The sequence below is a fragment of the Kitasatospora sp. NPDC004615 genome (assembly GCF_042873545.1).
Classification (GTDB): domain Bacteria; phylum Actinomycetota; class Actinomycetes; order Streptomycetales; family Streptomycetaceae; genus Kitasatospora.
Genome location: NZ_JBIALQ010000007.1, coordinates 16,166 through 33,723, shown reverse-complemented (window position 1 = coordinate 33,723; position 17,558 = coordinate 16,166). Strand labels below are relative to the sequence as shown.

Annotated in this window: 16 protein-coding genes; 6 read left to right on the top strand and 10 right to left on the bottom strand. The window is 73.4% G+C overall.

The genetic code is table 11. The features are described from left to right. Positions 1-217: 217 nt before the first annotated feature. Positions 218-1,642 carry a PP2C family protein-serine/threonine phosphatase gene (locus ACFYS8_RS23825; protein WP_387643949.1) on the top strand — a complete coding sequence of 475 codons (1,425 nt, stop codon included), beginning with the start codon at positions 218-220 and terminating at the stop codon, positions 1,640-1,642. Positions 1,643-1,728: 86 nt separating this feature from the next. Here ACFYS8_RS23825 and ACFYS8_RS23820 read toward each other — a convergent pair whose 3' ends face one another. The 3 genes from ACFYS8_RS23820 to ACFYS8_RS23810 form a co-directional block, all read right to left on the bottom strand. Continuing rightward, on the bottom strand, positions 1,729-2,055 hold the full coding sequence (locus tag ACFYS8_RS23820; protein WP_387644959.1) for a DUF2516 family protein: 327 nt from the start codon (positions 2,053-2,055) through the stop codon (positions 1,729-1,731). A gap of 107 nt (positions 2,056-2,162) precedes the next feature. Next, on the bottom strand, positions 2,163-2,693 hold the full coding sequence (locus tag ACFYS8_RS23815) for a hypothetical protein (RefSeq protein WP_387643946.1): 531 nt from the start codon (positions 2,691-2,693) through the stop codon (positions 2,163-2,165). A gap of 38 nt (positions 2,694-2,731) precedes the next feature. Next, positions 2,732-3,115, bottom strand: coding sequence for a helix-turn-helix domain-containing protein (locus tag ACFYS8_RS23810; protein WP_387643943.1), 384 nt, complete (start codon positions 3,113-3,115; stop codon positions 2,732-2,734). Positions 3,116-3,236: 121 nt separating this feature from the next. Between ACFYS8_RS23810 and ACFYS8_RS23805 the strand changes: the two genes are divergently transcribed. Both ACFYS8_RS23805 and ACFYS8_RS23800 read left to right on the top strand, forming a co-directional pair. Further along, positions 3,237-3,851 (top strand): HAD-IA family hydrolase, encoded by a 615-nt coding sequence (locus ACFYS8_RS23805; RefSeq protein WP_387643940.1) that lies wholly within the window; start codon positions 3,237-3,239, stop codon positions 3,849-3,851. Between the two features lie 54 nt (positions 3,852-3,905). Beyond that, positions 3,906-4,727 (top strand): alpha/beta fold hydrolase, encoded by an 822-nt coding sequence (locus ACFYS8_RS23800; RefSeq protein WP_387643938.1) that lies wholly within the window; start codon positions 3,906-3,908, stop codon positions 4,725-4,727. Between the two features lie 4 nt (positions 4,728-4,731). Here the strand turns inward: ACFYS8_RS23800 and ACFYS8_RS23795 are convergent, their stop codons facing one another. From ACFYS8_RS23795 to ACFYS8_RS23780, 4 genes are all read right to left on the bottom strand, one after another. Next, positions 4,732-4,941 carry a hypothetical protein gene (locus ACFYS8_RS23795; protein WP_387643936.1) on the bottom strand — a complete coding sequence of 70 codons (210 nt, stop codon included), beginning with the start codon at positions 4,939-4,941 and terminating at the stop codon, positions 4,732-4,734. 5 nt (positions 4,942-4,946) lie between these two features. Then, positions 4,947-8,003 carry an SNF2-related protein gene (locus ACFYS8_RS23790; RefSeq protein ID WP_387643934.1) on the bottom strand — a complete coding sequence of 1,019 codons (3,057 nt, stop codon included), beginning with the start codon at positions 8,001-8,003 and terminating at the stop codon, positions 4,947-4,949. A gap of 343 nt (positions 8,004-8,346) precedes the next feature. Further along, positions 8,347-10,155, bottom strand: a complete 1,809-nt coding sequence (locus ACFYS8_RS23785) for a hypothetical protein (RefSeq protein WP_387643931.1) — start codon at positions 10,153-10,155, stop codon at positions 8,347-8,349. Beyond that, positions 10,152-11,216 (bottom strand): ATP-binding protein, encoded by a 1,065-nt coding sequence (locus ACFYS8_RS23780; protein WP_387643928.1) that lies wholly within the window; start codon positions 11,214-11,216, stop codon positions 10,152-10,154. Before ACFYS8_RS23780 ends, ACFYS8_RS23785 begins: the two co-directional genes overlap by 4 nt. A gap of 231 nt (positions 11,217-11,447) precedes the next feature. Between ACFYS8_RS23780 and ACFYS8_RS23775 the strand changes: the two genes are divergently transcribed. Then, on the top strand, positions 11,448-12,053 hold the full coding sequence (locus ACFYS8_RS23775) for a YceI family protein (RefSeq protein WP_387643925.1): 606 nt from the start codon (positions 11,448-11,450) through the stop codon (positions 12,051-12,053). A gap of 110 nt (positions 12,054-12,163) precedes the next feature. Here the strand turns inward: ACFYS8_RS23775 and ACFYS8_RS23770 are convergent, their stop codons facing one another. Then, the gene (locus tag ACFYS8_RS23770; protein WP_387643922.1) at positions 12,164-13,126 is read right to left on the bottom strand and encodes a LysR family transcriptional regulator; all 963 of its coding nucleotides are present in this window, start codon (positions 13,124-13,126) and stop codon (positions 12,164-12,166) included. A 112-nt stretch (positions 13,127-13,238) separates the two neighbouring features. On the opposite strand from ACFYS8_RS23770, the gene ACFYS8_RS23765 reads away from it, so the two are divergent. After that, on the top strand, positions 13,239-14,441 hold the full coding sequence (locus ACFYS8_RS23765; RefSeq protein ID WP_387643919.1) for an MFS transporter: 1,203 nt from the start codon (positions 13,239-13,241) through the stop codon (positions 14,439-14,441). Positions 14,442-14,465: 24 nt separating this feature from the next. On the opposite strand, the gene ACFYS8_RS23760 is transcribed toward ACFYS8_RS23765, so the two are convergent. Next, positions 14,466-14,960: a GNAT family N-acetyltransferase gene (locus tag ACFYS8_RS23760; protein ID WP_387643917.1), complete on the bottom strand. Its 495-nt coding sequence runs from the start codon at positions 14,958-14,960 to the stop codon at positions 14,466-14,468. A gap of 318 nt (positions 14,961-15,278) precedes the next feature. On the opposite strand from ACFYS8_RS23760, the gene ACFYS8_RS23755 reads away from it, so the two are divergent. Next, a complete protein-coding gene (locus ACFYS8_RS23755) occupies positions 15,279-16,064 on the top strand; it encodes a TetR family transcriptional regulator (RefSeq protein ID WP_387643915.1) in 786 nt (261 codons plus the stop codon). 7 nt (positions 16,065-16,071) lie between these two features. Here ACFYS8_RS23755 and ACFYS8_RS23750 read toward each other — a convergent pair whose 3' ends face one another. Beyond that, positions 16,072-17,367 (bottom strand): GNAT family N-acetyltransferase, encoded by a 1,296-nt coding sequence (locus ACFYS8_RS23750; RefSeq protein ID WP_387643913.1) that lies wholly within the window; start codon positions 17,365-17,367, stop codon positions 16,072-16,074. Positions 17,368-17,558: the final 191 nt, after the last annotated feature.

The window sequence follows — 17,558 nt, the reverse complement described above, 5'->3', positions numbered from 1 at the left end:
CGCTGCTCAACTCCCGTCAACTCCGGTTCTGTGGTGGCGGAAACCCTACGGAACAAGGCCACCGGAAGCGTGGCAATAACCACATCGGCGCCGCTCAGGCAAAGAAATCCTCGGAGATCACGTTATGGTCGCGGGAAGCTCCCCGATGCCCGGTGCCACACGGGCACCGTGGACGGACACCGGCCGTTGGCCTGTCGGGGAAAGGAAGGACCGACCGATGCCCGCTACGGGAGACGGGCGGGCACCCGACGCGACCAACGACGCGGGGGCCGCCGAGCGCAGTCAGAGCCGGCGCGGCACGCAGCAGCGCCGCACCCGGGCCACCGGGTCCGCGCCGATACCGCATCCGCGTGGCACCGCGCAGGGCGGCGGCGAGCCGGCCCGGGCCGCGGCCGCGGACTTCCGGGTGCTGGTGATCGAGGGCGACGGGCCGGAGCACCGGCTGTTCGAGTCGCTGGCCGAGGAGCTCGGCGCGCACGCCGAACTGCACCGGGTGGACGGCATCCACGAGGCACTGGCCCTGCTGCCGCCACTGCCCGGCAACGGCCGGCGCGGCGCCCGGTACCCCGACTTCCAGTGCGTGCTGCTCGACCTCGGCGCGCCCACCGAACGGCCGTCCGACGGCGACGGCCTGGACGCACTGCGCGAACTGCTGCAGCGCGCCCCGCACACCGCCGTGGTGGTGCTCACCGACACCGCCGGCGCCGAACTCGGCGCGGCCGCGGTGGCCGCCGGCGCCCAGGACTTCCTGCTCCGGCAGGACACCGCCGGACCGCTACTGGCCCGCGCGCTGCGCTACGCGGTGGAACGCAAGCGCGCCGACGAGTCGCAGCGCCGCCTGGTGGAGGCCGAGATCCGCGGCCAGGAGAACGCCCGCCTGCAGCGCCACCTGCTGCCCACCCCGCTGCTCGACGGCGCCGGACTGGCCTTCACCCGCCGCTACCGGCCGGGCCGCCGCCGCGCCCTGCTCGGCGGCGACTTCTACGACGCCGTCCGCACCAAGGACGGCCGGGTGCACGTGGTCATCGGCGACGTCTGCGGCCACGGTCCCGACGAGGCCGCCCTCGGCGTGGCGCTGCGGATAGCGTGGCGGACCCTGGTGTTCGCCGGGCTCAGCGGCCAGCACCTGCTGACCACGCTGCAGCACGTGCTGGAGCACGAGCGGCGCAGCGACGAGATCTTCGCGACGCTCTGCATGGTGGTGCTGGACGCGCCCCGCGCGGACGGCGCGCCGGAGTCCGCCGAGCTGTTCCTGGCCGGGCACCCCGCGCCGCTGCTGCTCGGGCCGGACGCCGTCCCCGTGCTGCTGCCGTCCGAGCAGGCCGGCCCGGCGCTGGGCCTGCTGCCGTGCGACGCCACCCTGTCCAGCTGGCCGGCCCTGCGGCTGGAGCTGGGCCCGGGCTGGCGGCTGCTGCTGTACACCGACGGGCTGGTCGAGGGGAAGGTCGGGGCGGGTTCGCCGCGGCTGGGCCAGGAGGGCCTGATCGAGCTGATCGCCGACCACCAGGCCGCCGGGCTGACCCGGGGCCGGCTGGTGGACTCGGCGATCGCCGAGGTCGAGGAGCTGAACGGCGGGGCGCTGACCGACGATGTCGCGGTGCTGCTGCTGGAGCGCAACCCCGTCCCGGTGATCATGGGCTGACGGCCCGCCGAACACGCAAACGGCCCGCCGGACACGCAAAAGGGGCGGCCCCGTGCGGGGCCGCCCCTTCCGTTCGTGCGGGTGTCTCACCAGGGGCCGTAGGGCCCGGCGTTGCGGCCCCGGCCGCGGCCGTCGGTGAGCAGCTTGATCGCGGGGCGGACGTCCACCACGTAGACGATCGCCGCGACCAGGCCGGCCAGCGTCAGCAGGCCGGACACCGGGTTGGCGCCGAACAGCAGGTCCGCGCCCAGGGCCAGGCCGAGCACGACCAGCCAGAACCCCTTGGTCTTCTTGTCGGCGGCGCGGTACGCGTCGTCGCGGCGGATCGCCGCGTCCACGAACGCGAAGATCTTGTAGCCGATGATCGCCGTGGCCAGCCACCAGAACGGGTTCAGGAGGTTGTAATGCAGGATCTGCACCTGGTGCTCCTCACTCTCTCAATTCCATCCTGGCACGGACACTGCCCGGATCAACGGCCCTAGGCGGTGTGCCGTTCCCCGCACCTGTCACGCGGCGCCGGTCACTCGGAGCCGTTGGCGGCGGTGGTCTTCCGGGCGCGGGCGGGCTTCTTCGCCTCGGGCTTCGACTCGACGGCGGGCTCGTCCACCACGACCTCGGCCAGCACGACCTCCTCGACGTCGGCCTCGACGACCGGGGCGTCGTCCTGCCCGCGGGTGCTGGCGGCGTCCACCACGGTGCGGCCGCGGACCGCGAGCTCGTCGTAGACCTCCTTGGCCTTGACCGCGAACTCCAGCGCCCGGCCGACCTGCTGCATCGCGAACTCCTGCGCCTTGGCCTGGAGTTCCTTCACGTCGGTGGGCAGTGCGTTGACCGCCTCGGTGACCTTCGCCTGCGCCTCGACCAGCTTGGTGCCGGCGTCCTGCAGGGCGGCGGTGGCCTTGTCCTGGGTGCCCTTGCGGTCGGCGGCGAGCGCCTCCAGCTGCCCGGGGACCTCGCGCAGCTTCTCGTAGGCCAGGTCGCCGGCGCCGGCCAGGGCGTACAGCGGGGTGGGGTCGGTGAGGGTCTTCTTGAGTTCGTCGCTGATCGGCATGTCGAGTCCTTCAGGTCGGGTGCGCCCGTGCGGTCGGGTCACGCGGGGTCGGTCGGGTGGGCGGCGGCCGGGCGGGCGGCCTGGTTCTCCTTGAGGAAGGCCTCGTACACCGCCAGCAGGGCCTGCTTCTGCCGCTCGTTGATCTGCGGGTCGGCGAGGATCGCGGCCCGCAGCCCCGGCCCCTGCTCGTCCCGCTCCTCCAGAATCCCGGCCTGTACGTACAGCGTCTCCGCCGAGATCCGCAATGCCTTGGCGATCTGCTGAAGGATCTCCGCGCTGGGCTTGCGCAGCCCGCGCTCGATCTGGCTCAGGTACGGGTTGGACACCCCGGCGACCTCGGCCAACTGCCGCAGTGAGTACTGCGCGTTCCGCCGCTGCTCCCGGATGTACTCGCCGAGCGAGCCCACGTTCAGTGATGCCATACCGGCAGTCTGCACCCGCCTGCTTGCTATTGCAAGCACATTGCTAGCGGGCGCACGCGCCATGGTGGTCCGGCCGGTCGGGTAACGTCCGTGCGCGGAGCGAGGGTTGAGGGGTGGCGTGATGGCGGAACGAACGATCGGCGCCGTGCTGTGCGATCTGGACGGGGTGCTGCGGATCTGGGCCGATCTGGCCGAGGTGGACGCGGCGCACGGGCTGCCGCCGGGCACCGTCGCAGGGGCGGCGTTCCGGGCGGAGCGGCTGGTGCCTGCTGTCACCGGGCTGGTCACCGATGAGCAGTGGCGGGGCGCCGTCGCGGAGGATCTGGGTGTGGTGTGCGGGTCGGCGGCGCGGGCGCGCGAGGTGGTTGCGGGTTGGGGGCGGCAGGCGTCCTGGGTGGATGCGGAGGTGCTGGGGTTGCTCGGCGAGGTGCGCCGGAGCGTGCCGGTGGTGCTGGTCTCCAACGGGACCACCCGGCTGGAAGCCGACCTGGCTGCGCTCGGGTTGGACGCCGTCTTCGACGCGGTGGTCAATACCGCGCGCCTGGGGGTCGCCAAGCCTGACGAGCGGGTCTACCTGGCAGCGGCCGAGTGGGCCCAAATGCCGGTCACAGCCTGCTTGTTCGTGGATGACAGCGCCGGGAATGTGGCCGCCGCCGAGGCGCTCGGGATGCACGGCCACCACTATCTGGGTGCGGCAGGGCTGCGGGCGGCGCTACGCGGTCACGGGCTGATCTGACCGAGGCGCGGAATTCCGGGCGGGCCCGGTCCGACGCGTGGCACGATCCGCCGCATGACGACCTTTCAGGCCCACGACGGAACGGCCCTGCATTACGAGCAACTCGGCGACGGCGCCCCACTGTTGGCGATCCCGGGCGGCCCGGGCGCGGACGCCCGATACCTGGGCGACCTCGGCGGCCTGGACGCGCACCGGCGGCTGATCCGGCTCGACCCGCGCGGCAGTGGCCGCTCCACCGAGCCCGCCGACCGGGCGAGTTGCTCGTTCACCGAGCAGGTGAAGGACCTGGAGGCGCTGCGCGAGCACCTCGGGCTCGACTCCTTCGACCTGCTCGGCCACTCCGCGGGCGCCCTCACCGCCCAGCGCTACGCCGCCGAATTCCCGCACCGGGTGCGGTCGTTGGTGCTGGTGACGCCGGTCGGACGGGGCTCGCGCGAGCCGGACGAGGCGGAGCTGGCGGCGCTCCGGGCCGCCCGCGCCGACCAGCCCTGGTACCCGGACGCGGCGCGGGCGGCGGCGCTGCTGGCCGCCGGGCAGGGCGATCCGGCGGAGCTGACCGAGCGCATCACCCCGTTTTTCTGGGGCAGTTGGGACGACCGGGCGCGCGCCGCGTCCTTCGATCCGGAGCTGGTGCCGATCGCGCTGTGGATGCGGGCGGCGTTCTACGCGGGCGCGGGCGAGGCCGCACCCGTCGCCGTGCCGGTGCTGGTGGTGGCGGGGCAGTTGGACGGGATGATCGGCACCGCTCCGGCCCGGCTGGCGGCCGCGCTCCATCCGGGGGCCCGGCTGGAGGTGCTGGAGGGCGTGGGGCACCGGCCCTGGGTCGAGAAGCCGGCCGAATTCGCCCGACTGGTGGGCGAGTTCCTCCTGGGATAGGCCGTCAACTTCCGTCCACCAGGCGGCGATAGTCGGGGGCCAGCAGTTCGGCGAGGTCGCGGCCGCGGACGGTCAGGCCGCTCGGGCCGAGGTGGTCGAGGGCCGGGTCGGGGCGTTCGGGCGGCGCGTCGGGCGGGCGGAGGGTGAACTCGCCCTGCCAGAAGGCGTCCAGGCACTGGTCGAGGGGGCGATCGGAGTCGGGGCGTTTGGTCATGGCGGTCACTCCCCCACGGCGTCTGCGGACAGGGTGAGCAGTTCGCGCAGCTGCTCGGTGGGCAGTTCGGTCAGCCACTGTTCGCCGGCGCCGACCACGGCGTCCGCCAACTCGCGCTTGGCCTGGAGGAGTTCGGCGATCCGTTCCTCCACGGTGCCGACGCAGACCAGGCGGCGGACCTGGACCTCGCGGTGCTGGCCGATCCGGTGGGCGCGGTCGGTGGCCTGGTCCTCGACGGCGGGGTTCCACCAGCGGTCGAGGTGGATCACCTGGTTGGCGGCGGTCAGGTTGAGCCCCGTCCCGCCCGCCTTCAGCGACAGCACGAACACCCCTGGCCCGTCCGGGGATTGAAAACGGTCGACGAGCTCCTGGCGGCGCGGCGCGGACAGCCCGCCGTGCAGGTGGAGCACCTGGGTGCCGAGCCGGTGGCGCAGGTGCGGCTGGAGCAGCGCGCCGAACTCGGCGTACTGGGTGAACACCAGCGTCCGGTCGCCCTCCGCCAGGGCCTCCCGGAGCAGCGCGACCAGCCGCTCGACCTTGCCCGAGCGTCCGCCCAACGGCGAGTTGTCGTGCAGGAGTTGGGCCGGATGGTTGCAGACCTGCTTGAGCCGGCCGAGGGCCGCCAACACTGCACCCTTGCGCTCCACCCCGCGCACCCCGCTCAGGCGGCGCAGCAGTTCGGCGACCACCGCCTGGTAGAGCCCGGCCTGCTCCGGCGTCAGGTTGCAGCGGACGGTGAACTCCTGCTTGGCGGGCAGCTGTTCGCCGATCTCGGGGTCGCTCTTCAGGCGGCGCAGCAGGAACGGGCCGGTGAGCCGCTGGAGCTGGGCGGCGACCTCCCGGTTGCCGGACTGCTCGACCGGGACGGCGTAGCGCTCCTTGAACGACTCGGCCGTGCCGAACAGGCCGGGGTTGGCGAAGTCCAGGACGGTGTGCAGTTCGGCAAGGCGGTTCTCCACCGGCGTGCCGGTGAGCGCGATCCGCGGGCCGGAGCGCAGCGAGCGGATCGCCCGGGACTGCCGGGCGGAGCGGTTCTTGATGTGCTGGGCCTCGTCCGCGACCACCCGCCGCCAGCGGATCGCGCGCAGTGCCGCGGCGTCGCGCTGGAGCACCCCGTAGGTGGTGATCACCAGGTCGGCGGCCGGATCGGGGGCGGTACGGTCGGGACCGTGGTGCAGCTGGACGCGCAGGGCGGGAGCGAACCGGGCCGCCTCGCGCTGCCAGTTGCCGACCAGCGAGGTCGGGCAGACCAGCAGGACGGGGCCGCGGGCGCCGCGGGCGTGCTCCAGGGCCAGCAGGGCGAGCGTCTGGACGGTCTTGCCGAGGCCCATGTCGTCGGCCAGCACCGCGCCCAGCCCGAGCCGGCCGAGGGCGTCCAGCCAGGCCAACCCCCGTTCCTGGTACGGGCGCAGAGCACCGGCGAAGCCGGGCGGGGGCGGGGTGCGGTGAGCGCCGGGGAGCCGGCCGAGGCGGCCCGCGAGCAGGTCGCCGAGCGGGCCGTCGGCGTGCACCACGGTGACCGGCAGGCCGTCGACCACCGCGCCGTCGTCCAGGGCGAGCCGCAGCAGCGTCGCGGCGTCCAGTTGCGGATCGTCCCGGCGGGCGGCCAGGAACCGCAGGGCGGCGGCGAGTTGGGCCGCGTCCACCTCCACCCACTGGCCGCGCAGCCGGACCAGGCCCTGCTGGGCGCCGGCCAGCTCGTCCAACTCCTCCTGGGTGAGCGGCTGTTCGCCCACCGCGAGCTGCCAGCGGAAGTCCACCACGGCGTCCCGGTCGGCCTGCGCCGCGCGCTTCACCGCACCGGGCGCCGGACCGCTGTGCGCGCTTGCCGCCAGGCCGAGACGCGGCCGCCGGCGCCACCACGCGGGCAGCAGCACGCCGTACCCGGCGGCGGTCAGCAACGGAGCGGTGTCGCGCAGGAACGCGAGCGCGCCGGCCCGGTCCAGATCGACGCCGGTGGGCCGGGTACGGTGCAGGGCCGCGCGCAGGTCCGGGCAGAGTCGGGCGGCGCGGTCCAGTTCGGCGAGGTACGCCTCCACCGGGTCGCCGAGAGTGCGGCCCAACGCCGCCAACCCCGGCCCGTCCGACCAGAGTTCGGCCGCGGGAAGCAGCAGCGAAGGCCGGTCCGCCGGGCCGGCCAGCACGTCCAGCCGCCAGTTCTCGTCCGGGACTTCCGCATCCGGGTTGTCCGGCGCACTGCCCAGCGGCTCCGCCAGCCGGAACGCGAGCCGGACTTCACCGGCGGGCTCCGTCCCCACGCTCCACGCCGCGAGGCGCTCCGCGACGTCGGAGTCGGGCGCGGCAGGGAGGCGGGGGTCGGCGCCGCGGAGGGCTTCCAGCCAGTCCTGCGGCGCCGCGGCTGCCGGCGGTGCCTCGAGCGCGGTGCGGGTCTCGTGGTCGGTGAGGGCGTCCAGGACGGCGGTGAACAGGGCCGCACCGGTGCGCTCGGCGCCGTCCTCCGCGCGGGCGATCGGCGGGCAACCCGCCGCCAGGCCGCTGCTCTCGCGGCGGGCCGGACCATCGAGCGCGGGACGCCAGCGCGCCGCCCACCCGTCCGCCTCCTCCACCAGCGCGGGCAGCACCCGCCCCCGCCCGACCAGCCGCCACGCCAGGTCGTGCACCGCCGTCAACCACCGCAACGACGCCCCGTACGCAAGCTCCGCCGCCCGCCCACCGGGCAGCTCGACGGTCGTCCCCGGCCAGTACGGATCGAACAGTTCACCCAGCAGCTGCGCCGCCTCGGCCCGCTCGAACACCAACGCCGGCACCCGCCACGCCTGCAGCACCAGCCCCTTCGCGGTCGACCCCACCGGCAGATCCGGCGACGGCGTCGGCCGCGAGCCCAGCGTCGGCAACCGCAGACTCACCCACCGCTCGGCCCCCCGCTCCGCGAGCCACGCGGGCCCCGCGCCAGTAGCCGCGAGCAGCCCCGCGACCTCACCTGCCGAGCACGCGTACGGGTGCCGCGACCCTTGTACGGCCCGCCCCGTGAACGCCGCCGCATCCTCCGCCCACACCGCGAGGCGGCCGCCGGCCCGCCAGAGCGCGTGCAGGACGTACATGGGGTCGGGGCCTCCGAGAACGTGAGTGGCTGGGGCTTCCACCATAGAGCTGGTGAGTGACCAACCAGGGGCGCGGGGAGAGCTGCGCGAACGCAGGCGGGCGACCAACCAGGGGGCGCGGGGAACTGCGCGACAAGCGCACGCCCGTCCGCAAGGTCGCGATCAAGTGCAGGTCACTGTCCTGCGTCGCGATCTTGCCGGCGGGTGCGTTCCCCTTCGCGCAGTTCCCCGCGCCCCTGGTTGGTCGCCCACCAGCTCGCGCGAGTCTCCCCGCGCCCCTGACTTCGCGCCCACCAGCTCGCGCAAGTCTCCCCGCGCCCCTGGTGGTGCTCTCCCTGGTTGCTCAGCTCATGTGGAACACCGGCCCCCGTGGCGTGAACGGCAACGTCGCACCGCGCGGGATCAGGTACGCGTGCTCTCGCCGAGGCACGCGCAGCACGTCGCACTCCGTGTCCGTGATGATCAGTACCGGCGCCGTCGGCGGGAAGTCCTGGGCTCGGGTGAGCAGGTCGATGCCGGGCTGGAGTACCGTCCCGCCGCGGCCGTGGAGCCGTACGCGTGAGGCGAGTTCGGCGACGGGGAGGTAGCCGGAGTCGTGCGGGGCGGCGTCGCAGCAGATGAGGCGGGCGGCGGGGACGTCGCGGGCGGCGGCATAGGAGGCAATCGCGCCGAGGGCCTTGCCGAGGAGGGTGCGGCTCATGGAGCCGGAGGTGTCGAGGACGACGCCGAAGGTGCAGCGCGGGGTCTCCTCGGGCGGGTGGTAGCGGCCGGCCCGGGGGATGTCGGGGCTGGCGGACTGCCGTCGGGAGGGTCTCGCGTAGGAGCGGAGGGGTTCCGGTCGGGGGACGAACTCGTCGAACCAGCGGGCGAGTTGTGCGTCCCAGGGCAGTGGCGGGTGGGCGAGGGCGCGGATTTCCTCGACCAGTCCGGCGGGGAGCAGGCCGCGTTCGCGGGTGTGCAGGTCGAAGCCCTGGAGCAGGCCGCGCCGGTAGAACTCGTCCAGGTCGACGTAGCCGCCGTGGCCAGGCCGGGGCAGGGGTTCGCCGAGGATGTCGCCGAGGCCCTTGCCGCGCAGGGTGGCGAGGCGGCGCATGCGGCGCTGGTCGCGGACGATCCGGTCGTAGACCTCTTCTGCCGAGAGGCCCTTCAACTCGGGGTCGTGGAGCAGTCCTTCGGGCATGTCGCCGACGCCCATTTCGAGCAGCCAGCCGTTGATGACGTAGTCGGCGGCGACGTTGAAGAGGTAGGGGTCGCGGCCGCCGGCCCGGTCGCCGTGGCGGAGGGCGGCGTGCAGCATTTCGTGGGCGAGGATGAAGCGCCATTCCTCGTCGGTCTGGCGGCGCAGCGGGTTGAGGTAGATCTCGCCGGCGTCGGCGTTGACGGCGGCGATCGAGATGCCGTGCGCGCGGGCGAGTTCGGCGTCGGCGACCAGGGTGAGACCGGCGGCGAGGCCGCCGAGCAGCGGGTAGTTGGCCACGAACCAGCTGAGCGCCCGTTCCCACGGTCCCTGCGGGAGGCGGGGCCCGCCGAGGTGTTCGCGGCGGCCGGCGGCGAGGTCCATCGCGGCGGAGACGGTGCGGGTGAGGGCGTGGGCGAAGGCGAGCGTCCAGTCCTCGGGGTCGTCGGTGGAGTACCAGGCGCGCAGGAGTTGGTCGGGCCGGTCGCCGCCGGTGCCGCAGGCCCGGTATTCGGCGGGGATGCCGTCGCGGCGCCAGCGGGCGGCGAGTGTCTCTTCGTCGCCGCCCGGCCAGGCGGCGGGCAGGTCGTCGGGGGCGCGGCCGATGTGGAAGGTGGCGAGGTAGCGGTTGACGACGGTGCAGCGGGCGGCGAGTTCGGGCGCGTCGGGCTGGGTGCGGGGGCCGCGGGCGGCGGGGAGGTGGCCGAAGCCGAGGTGGAGCAGGGCGTGGGCGAGGGCCCAGGCCCATTCCTCGGGTTCGGCGCGGCGGGTGCGGTGGGCGTGCACGGTGCCGTTGGAAGTGACGACGGCCCAGCCGGTGGTGGGGTGCAGGTCGCAGTGTTCCGGCTCGAGAGTGCAGAGGGTGGCGGGGACAGCGCGGAGTGCCGGGTTGGCCTTGACCGTGGCGAGTCCGGCGGCGAACGCGGCCTTGGCCGGGTCCTGTTCGGGTTTGTCGGCGGGGCGGCGGGTGCTCACCGGCGGGCCTCGACCAGGCGGGGCAGGTCGCGGGCGGCTTCGATGAGGAACCAGGACGGCAGCACGGGGTTGCCGTCGGGGCCGTCGGCGATGACGGTCTGGGCGACTTCGACGGAGATCTCGGCGAGTTGCACCAGCAGTGACTTGGAGCGGTAGGCGTGCTGGCGGACGGTCGGCGAGGCGTGTTCCTTGCGGGCGGGCAGTTCCTTGACCAGTCGGCCACGGAAGCTGTCGGCGAGGTAGTAGAGCAGGTCGCGGTCCTCGACCCGCTTCGGCCAGGAGGCGTCGCCCTTGAGGATGGCCTCCAGCCCGTACGCGTTGCGGACGATCTTCACGTAGCCGCAGAAGGCGACGGCGTGCGCGGGGGTGAGCAGTCCGTGTGCGAGGACCTTGAGGGTCTCCTCGTCCAGGCCGGTGCCGAAGGAGTGCAGCGCGTCGGAGAGCATGTGCCAGGCGCGCGGGGTGGAGAACGGTTCCTCGGTCTTGGGCGGGTTGGACCACAGGTGGTCGGGCCGGTCGGTGAGGTGGTCGGTGATCCACGGGTGGATGCCGTGGGCGCCGGCCCAGCCGAGCCAGTCGTCGGAGCTGGCCCGCAGGTGGACGTGGACCAGGCGGTTGAGCAGCGCGGACGGCATCGGGCGGGCGAGGGCGCCGTCGGTGGCGCGGTTGCCGGCGCCGATCACGATGGAGCCGGCCGGGAGCTCGTAGTTCCCGATCCGGCGGTCCAGGATCAGCGAGTAGAAGGCTTTCTGCACGTCCGGTGTGGCGGCGTTGAGCTCGTCCAGGAACAGGCAGTAGGGCTGGTCGCGGGCGATGATCTCGGGCGGGCAGAACCGGGAGCGGCCCTCGGGGGTGATCTGCGGGACGCCGATCAGGTCCTCGGGGGCGAGCTGGGTGCCGAGCAGCGAGACGCACTCCAGGCCGAGCGACTCGGCGAACTGGTTGACCAGCGAGGACTTGCCGATACCGGGTGCTCCCCACAGGAACACCGGCCGCACGGTGGCGAGTCCGAGCAGCAGCTCGGGGACCTGGGACGGCGACACGGTGACGGCTGACTGCACGAGTCTCCTCGGGGAGTAACGGGGGGTCGGCGGCCAGTGTGAACCGCCGGATCCGCCCGGCGCATCCGGTTTTCCACCGCCCTCCACAGGCTGGGGAAAACCAAGGGTTCCCCTCGGATGGTTCAAATTTGGACTTCATGGTTGAACGTTGAACCAGATCGGGCTATGGTGGAGCCATCAACAAGTTGAAGCCTCAACAAACGGCTTCGACCCTCCCGAAGGAGAGAAGCCATGGGCATCTTCAACCGCAGCAAGAACACCGCCACCATCGCCCCGGCCGCCGTCCAGGGCCCGGACCTGGCGCACCTCACCGGCGACTACACGATCGACTCCACCCACTCGAAGATCGGCTTCGCGGTCCGCCACGCGATGGTCACCAACGTCCGCGGCGAGTTCACCGAGTACGAGGGCAAGCTGCACCTGGACGGCGCCCACCCGGCCAACTCCCGCGCCGACCTGGTGATCAAGGTCGCCTCGATCCACACCAACCAGGCCCAGCGCGACGAGCACCTGCGCACCGGCGACTTCTTCGACGCCGCCACCTTCCCGGAGATCACCTTCAAGTCGACCTCCGCCGAGCGCATCCACGGCGACACCTACCGGATGCACGGCAACCTGACCATCAAGGGCACCAGCCGTCCGGTCATCCTCGACCTGGAGTTCACCGGCGCGGCCACCGACATCTACGGCGCCAACCGGGTCGGCTTCGAGGGCGGCACCTCCGTGGACCGCACCGACTGGGGCCTGACCTACAACGCCGCGCTGGAGACCGGCGGCGTGCTGATCGGCGAGAAGGTCAAGCTGACGCTGGACATCTCCGCCGTGCGAGCCTCCTGAGACCGTCTGTCCCGGCCGCCCCGCGGCCCCCGGTACCGCCCCTGCCGTCCCCCACGGCGGGGGCGCCGCCGTTTCCGCAGCGCTTTCCGCAGCCGTTTCCGCGGCCTGCGCTACCGCAGCAGCGCGGCGTCCTCGGCCGGCAGCCAGCTCCCCGGCGGCCTCGCCAACCAGCCTTCCGCGGCGGCGAGTTCGGCCGCCGATTCGCGCAGTGCGGCCAGCCCGGGGTGGCGCGGTTCGGGCCGGTGCACCAGGCCGACCAGGCTGAGCGGCACCGGATCGACCAGCGGCCGCGCCACCCCGCCAGGGATGTCCGGCCCGTCCGTGGTGGTGAGGATCGGGCTGCCGTGCCGGGTCAGGTAGCGGGCGAACTCGGCGGCACCGACCGGCGGAGTACGGCTGGGTGCGGCGGCCAGGCCGTGCTCGGCGAGCAGCCGCAGGCCCAGGTCGGTCCACTCGGCGGTGTCCGGCTGCCCCGCGAACACGTCCACCGGATGCCCGGCCAGCGCGGCCAGCGGCACGGCGGGCAGCGCGGCCAGCGGATGGCCGAGCGGCAGGAACACCGCCATCGGCTCCAGCCGCACCGGCAGGTGCGCCAGCCGGGACCGCACGGCGGCCGGCAGTCCGGCGTACCGCCCGAACGAGGCGTCCAGCCGGTGCGCCGCCAACTCCCGTGCGGCAGCGGTGAGTCCACCGCAGTAGCGGGCCAGCAGCTCGGCCTCCGGACGGCGTCGGCGGGCGGCGGCGAGAACCCGCTCGGCGGTGAGTTCGCGGTTGCCGCCGGGGCTGTTGACGTCCACCAGCAGCGTCCGGGTGTCGCCGAGCGCGGTGATCTCGCCCTGGAGTTCCAGCAGTTGGCGGGCCTTCGGCAGCAGCGCCGCCCCCGTTTCGGTCAACTCGACGCTGCGGGTGGAGCGTTGGAACAGCGCACAGCCGAGCTCCCGCTCCAGCGCCTGCACGTCCCGGCTGACGGCCTGCTGGGCCAGGTGCAGGCGTTCGGCGGCGCGGCCGAAGTGGAGGGTCTCGGCGACGGCGGCGAAGCTGCGCAGCAGGCGGGGGTGGACGTCACGGGGCACGGCGGGAGATTAACAACAGGATCCGGTGGATCGGACGAATTAAGTGTTGGACGGCGCCCCGGGCCCGGCCCGAGGGTGGAGCAATCCCCCTCTTCTTCCCCGGAGTTGTGCGTTGTCCCTGCCACTCGCCCGCTACCGCCCGGTGTTCGCCGTGCCGGGCAGTCTCACGTTCACCCTGGCCGGCCTGCTCGGCCGGCTCGCCCTGGCGATGTACGGCGTCTCCGTCGTGGTGCTGATCGCCGACCGTCGCGGCTCGTACGCGCTGGCCGGCGCGGTCTCGGCGGTCGGGGTGCTGGCCGGGGCAGCACTGCTGCCGCCGCTCGGGCGGCTGGTCGACCGGCTCGGACAGGCCCGGGTCGCCGTCCCCGCCGTCCTCGCCACCGCACTGCCGACGGGCGCGCTGCTGCTCTGCGTCCGCTCCGGCGCACCCGACTGGACGCTCTTCCCGTGCTGGGCGCTGTCCGGCACCAGCCCCAACCTGGGCGGCATGGCCCGGGCCCGCTGGGCGCACCTGCACCGCGCCGACGCCGCCGTGCTGCACCGGGCCAACGCGCTCGAACAGTCGCTGGACGAGCTGTGCTTCATGGCCGGGCCCGTCCTCGGCATGGCCCTGTGCACGGCGCTCGCCCCCGAAGCCGGACTGCTCGCCGCCTGGGCCCTGGGCACCGTCGGCACCCTGCTGTTCGCCGCCCAGCGCGGCACCGAACCGCCGCTGCCCGAAGTCGCCCAACAGGCCACCGCCCCAAGGGGGTTGCTCCGCACCCGGGGCTTCCTCCCGCTACTGGCCGGCTTCCTGGCGGCCGGCGTGCTGTTCGGCTCGCTGGAGGTCACCACCCTCGCCTACACCGACGCGCTCGGCCGGCAGTCGGCCGGCGGCGTGCTGCTGGCGCTGGTCGCGGCCGGATCCTGCGCCTCCGGGCTGGCGTTCGGCGCGATCCGCCCGCGACGCCCGGCCGCAGTGCGACTCGCCTTCGGCGCGGGCGCGATGGCCGCCCTGATGCTGCTACCCCTCACGGCCGGCCGGGCCGGGGCGGGCGTGACACTCCTGGGCGCGGCGCTACTGGCCGCCGGTTCGGGCACCGCACCGACCATGATCACCGGCATGACGATGGTTCAGGAGCTTCTCCCCGCACACCGCCTGAACGAGGCCATGGCCCTGGCCGTCTCCGCGATCCTGATCGGCATCTCCACCGGCGCGACACTCGGCGGCGCCGTCGCCCAGCACACCTCCCCCGGCACCGGGTACCTCCTGCCACTCGCCGCGGCGACACTTGCCCTGCTGGCAGCCCTGCCCGCCGCGATCCGAAAGTCCTGACGGGGGCGCGACCGCAGGCCCCGACTACCGCCAGCCGTATTCGTACTCGGGCAGCACCGTCCCGTCCGGGAAATGCGCGACACCGCGCCCGACGCGGCTCGCGCCGTGGCGCTCGTAGAAGCGGATCGCGCGGCGGTTCGCGGCCAGCACCTCGAGGCGGACGGGCCGGTCCGGGTGGCAGGCGAGTGCGGCGTGCAGCAGGCGGGTGCCGAGGCCGGTGCCGGTGCGGTCGGGGCGGACGTGCAGTTGTTCCAGGCGGACGACGGCGCCGTCGGGCACCAGGTAGGCGAAGCCGGCCAGGGTGCCGTCGGGGTCTTCGGCGAGCAGCAGGGTGGGGGTGTCGGCAGGCGGGCCGTAGTCCGCGCTCAGCCGCAGTTCCCACAGGACTTGCTGCGAGCTGTCGGCGGCGAGCGCCGCGTCCGGGACGAGTCCGGCGTAGGCGCTGCGGCGGCTGGCGGTGAGCAGGGCGGCGACGGCGGCGGCGTCGGGTGCGCCGCCTTCGCGCAGGGTGGCGGGCATGTCACCAGCCTTCCACACGCCGAGGGTTGAACGCGTTCAGCCGGTGCCCTAGAGTCGTCCCGAACAGTTTTGAACGCGTTCGAAACTGCGCGCCCCGGCCGAGGAGGGGATGGCCGGAGCGGGGAGATGACGCGCCCGGTGCCGGGGGGCACCGGGGCTGCCCGCCGGGCGGCGTTTCGCCCTCCCGGTCCGGAGTTGTCCGGGTCCGGGCTAGGCTCGGTTCCACAGGTGACTGGTCCACAGGCGACTGGGGCGAAGCGAACGGCAGGCGGGGCGAAGGTGCCAGAGAACGACCGGGAACGACCCCAGCGGGGCCCTGTGGAACCGGAAAACGCGAGCGACCGGAACGAGCCGGGCACCACTGTGTCCGGCGGTGAACTTCCGGGCGGCCGGGCCCAGCCGAAGACGGACAAGAGCGAGGCCACCCGGGCCCTGATCCTGGAGACCGCGATGCGGATGTTCCAGGAGCGCGGCTACGAGAAGACCACGATGCGGGCGATCGCCGCCGAGGCGGGTGTCTCGGTCGGCAACGCCTACTACTACTTCTCCGCGAAGGAATTCCTGATCCAGGGGTTCTACGACCGGATGACGTACGACCACGCCGCCGATGCCCGTCGGCGGATGGCCGGCACCAAGGACTTCTCCGAGCGCCTGGAGATCGCCTTGAACTCCTGGCTGGACACGGCCGCCCCGTACCACGAGTTCTCCGCGCAATTCTTCCGCACGGCCGCCGACCCGACCAGCTCGCTCAGCCCGTTCTCGAACGAGTCGCACCCGGCCCGGGCCACCGCGGTGGAGCTGTTCCGCGACGTCCTGCAGGGCTCCGAGCTGGCCCCCAAGCTGGACGCCGAGCTGGTCGAACTCCTGCCCGACGTCCTGTGGTTGCACCTGATGGTCGTCGTCCTCTACTGGGTCTTCGACCGCACCGAGGACACCGAGCGCACCCGCGAGTTCGTCCGGCGGTCCACCCCCATGGCGGCCCGGTTGATCAACCTGTCGCGCTATCGGATATTCCGACCGATTGTCCGGGACGCCAAGGGGCTCATTCAGGACTTCATCCTGCCCACCATAGGAAAGACCGCCGTCAAGCCACCCACCGCCTGAGGCGGCGTCAGAAACTGTCGGGGTTCCAGGGGGTGCGGGCGGGACGGAGCAGGGTGTCGGCCAACGTGGCGGCTCCGGGGGTGAGTTCGGAGACCACGGCGGCCGCGGCCAGGCGGGTGGCGGTGTCGGCGCCCAGGTAGAGGGTGCCGAGCGCGCCGACGCCGAGGGCGAGGTCCGCCGCGTCCTCGGTGGGGACGATCCGGCCGGTGCCGTCGGCGGCCGTCTCCAGCGCCCAGCGGCCGGCCGTCCAGCCCTCGGGGTCGGTGACGTCCAGCACCAGGCGGCCGGGGGCGGTGTACTGGCGGGCGGCGAACGCGGCGGGCAGGTCGAGCAGGCGCAGCCAGGTGAAGTCGGAGTCCTCCTCGTGCGGGACGGCGGCGCGCGGGTCGTTCAGCAGCAGCGGCAGCGGATCGTCGGGCCGCAGGCCGTCAACGATCACGTGGCGCACCCAGTCGACCGAGAACGCGAACTCCCAGAGCGCGTTGGCGGTCTGCTGGTCGAGCGCCAGGAAGTCCCGGACGTTCAGCGGGCAATTGGGGTAGGCGCCGTCGAACTTCTCGTCCACGGTGTAATTGATCAGGCCGGTGACGGTGCCGTCGGCCGTGCGGTGGAGGGCGGTGAAGCCCTCCTTCCAGTCGAAACCGGGCAGCTCGATGTCACCGGTGCGCAGCCGCCACCAGTGCTCCGGGCGCTCGATCGCACCGGGCTGGGTGAGCCGCCAGCGCTCGTAGAACCCGGGGCCGAGCTTGCGGACCTCCTCCAGCGTGACGAAGTCGATCCGGTGCCCCTCATGCACGGGCAGCCCGGCCCGCAGGCCGCCGGCCCGCAGCACGTCCACCCGCCAGCCGGTGGCGTAGGTGGCCGGGCCGAAGCCGAAGCGGCCGTAGATGTTGTACTCGGCGGCGATCAGGATCGCCGCGGACAGGCCGCGCTCGCGGGCGGCGGCCAGGTCGTAGCGCATCATGCCGCTGAGCAGCCCGCGCCGGCGGTGGGTGGAGTTGACGGTGACGGCGGTGATCGCGTCCACCGTCAGCCGGGCCCCGCCGGGGACGGTCAGTTCGGTGTCGAAGCTGCGGAAGGTGGCCACGCAGCGCGGACCGTCCGGCGTCGGGTCGGTGTGGTCGAACGCGCCCTGCATCCGCCCCGGCTCGAACAGCACCTCCCGCCACTCCTTCGCCGGGGCGACGTGCGGCCGCAGGAAGCCGCGGGCTACCGCCCGGTCCCACACGGCGAGTTCGTCACGGGTGATCGGCCGGATCTCGACGCCCTGGTCGGCGCGGTGCTGCTGCGTGTCGTTGCCCATCCGGCCACGGTATGACGGGCCCCGAACCGCGTCATCCGGTTTTCCGCCCGGTCGCCGACAGCGCGTCAGAACCTGTCCGTGGCGCCCGGAACAATGCCGTCATGACTCTGCCGCCCGTCACCGATTGGCTCCAGGCGGACAAAGCGGCCACCGTGCACCACCTTGTAGGTTCCACTCGCGATCTTCATTCG

Bases quoted from the DNA above. Each gene is read 5' to 3' on its own strand.
- ACFYS8_RS23825 (WP_387643949.1), top strand. From the start codon at position 218: ATGCCCGCTACGGGAGACGGGCGGGCACCCGACGCGACCAACGACGCG.
- ACFYS8_RS23815 (WP_387643946.1), bottom strand. From the start codon at position 2,693: ATGCCGATCAGCGACGAACTCAAGAAGACCCTCACCGACCCCACCCCG.
- ACFYS8_RS23810 (WP_387643943.1), bottom strand. From the start codon at position 3,115: ATGGCATCACTGAACGTGGGCTCGCTCGGCGAGTACATCCGGGAGCAG.
- ACFYS8_RS23805 (WP_387643940.1), top strand. From the start codon at position 3,237: ATGGCGGAACGAACGATCGGCGCCGTGCTGTGCGATCTGGACGGGGTG.
- ACFYS8_RS23800 (WP_387643938.1), top strand. From the start codon at position 3,906: ATGACGACCTTTCAGGCCCACGACGGAACGGCCCTGCATTACGAGCAA.
- ACFYS8_RS23795 (WP_387643936.1), bottom strand. From the start codon at position 4,941: ATGACCAAACGCCCCGACTCCGATCGCCCCCTCGACCAGTGCCTGGAC.
- ACFYS8_RS23790 (WP_387643934.1), bottom strand. From the start codon at position 8,003: ATGTACGTCCTGCACGCGCTCTGGCGGGCCGGCGGCCGCCTCGCGGTG.
- ACFYS8_RS23775 (WP_387643925.1), top strand. From the start codon at position 11,448: ATGGGCATCTTCAACCGCAGCAAGAACACCGCCACCATCGCCCCGGCC.
- ACFYS8_RS23760 (WP_387643917.1), bottom strand. From the start codon at position 14,960: ATGCCCGCCACCCTGCGCGAAGGCGGCGCACCCGACGCCGCCGCCGTC.
- ACFYS8_RS23750 (WP_387643913.1), bottom strand. From the start codon at position 17,367: ATGGGCAACGACACGCAGCAGCACCGCGCCGACCAGGGCGTCGAGATC.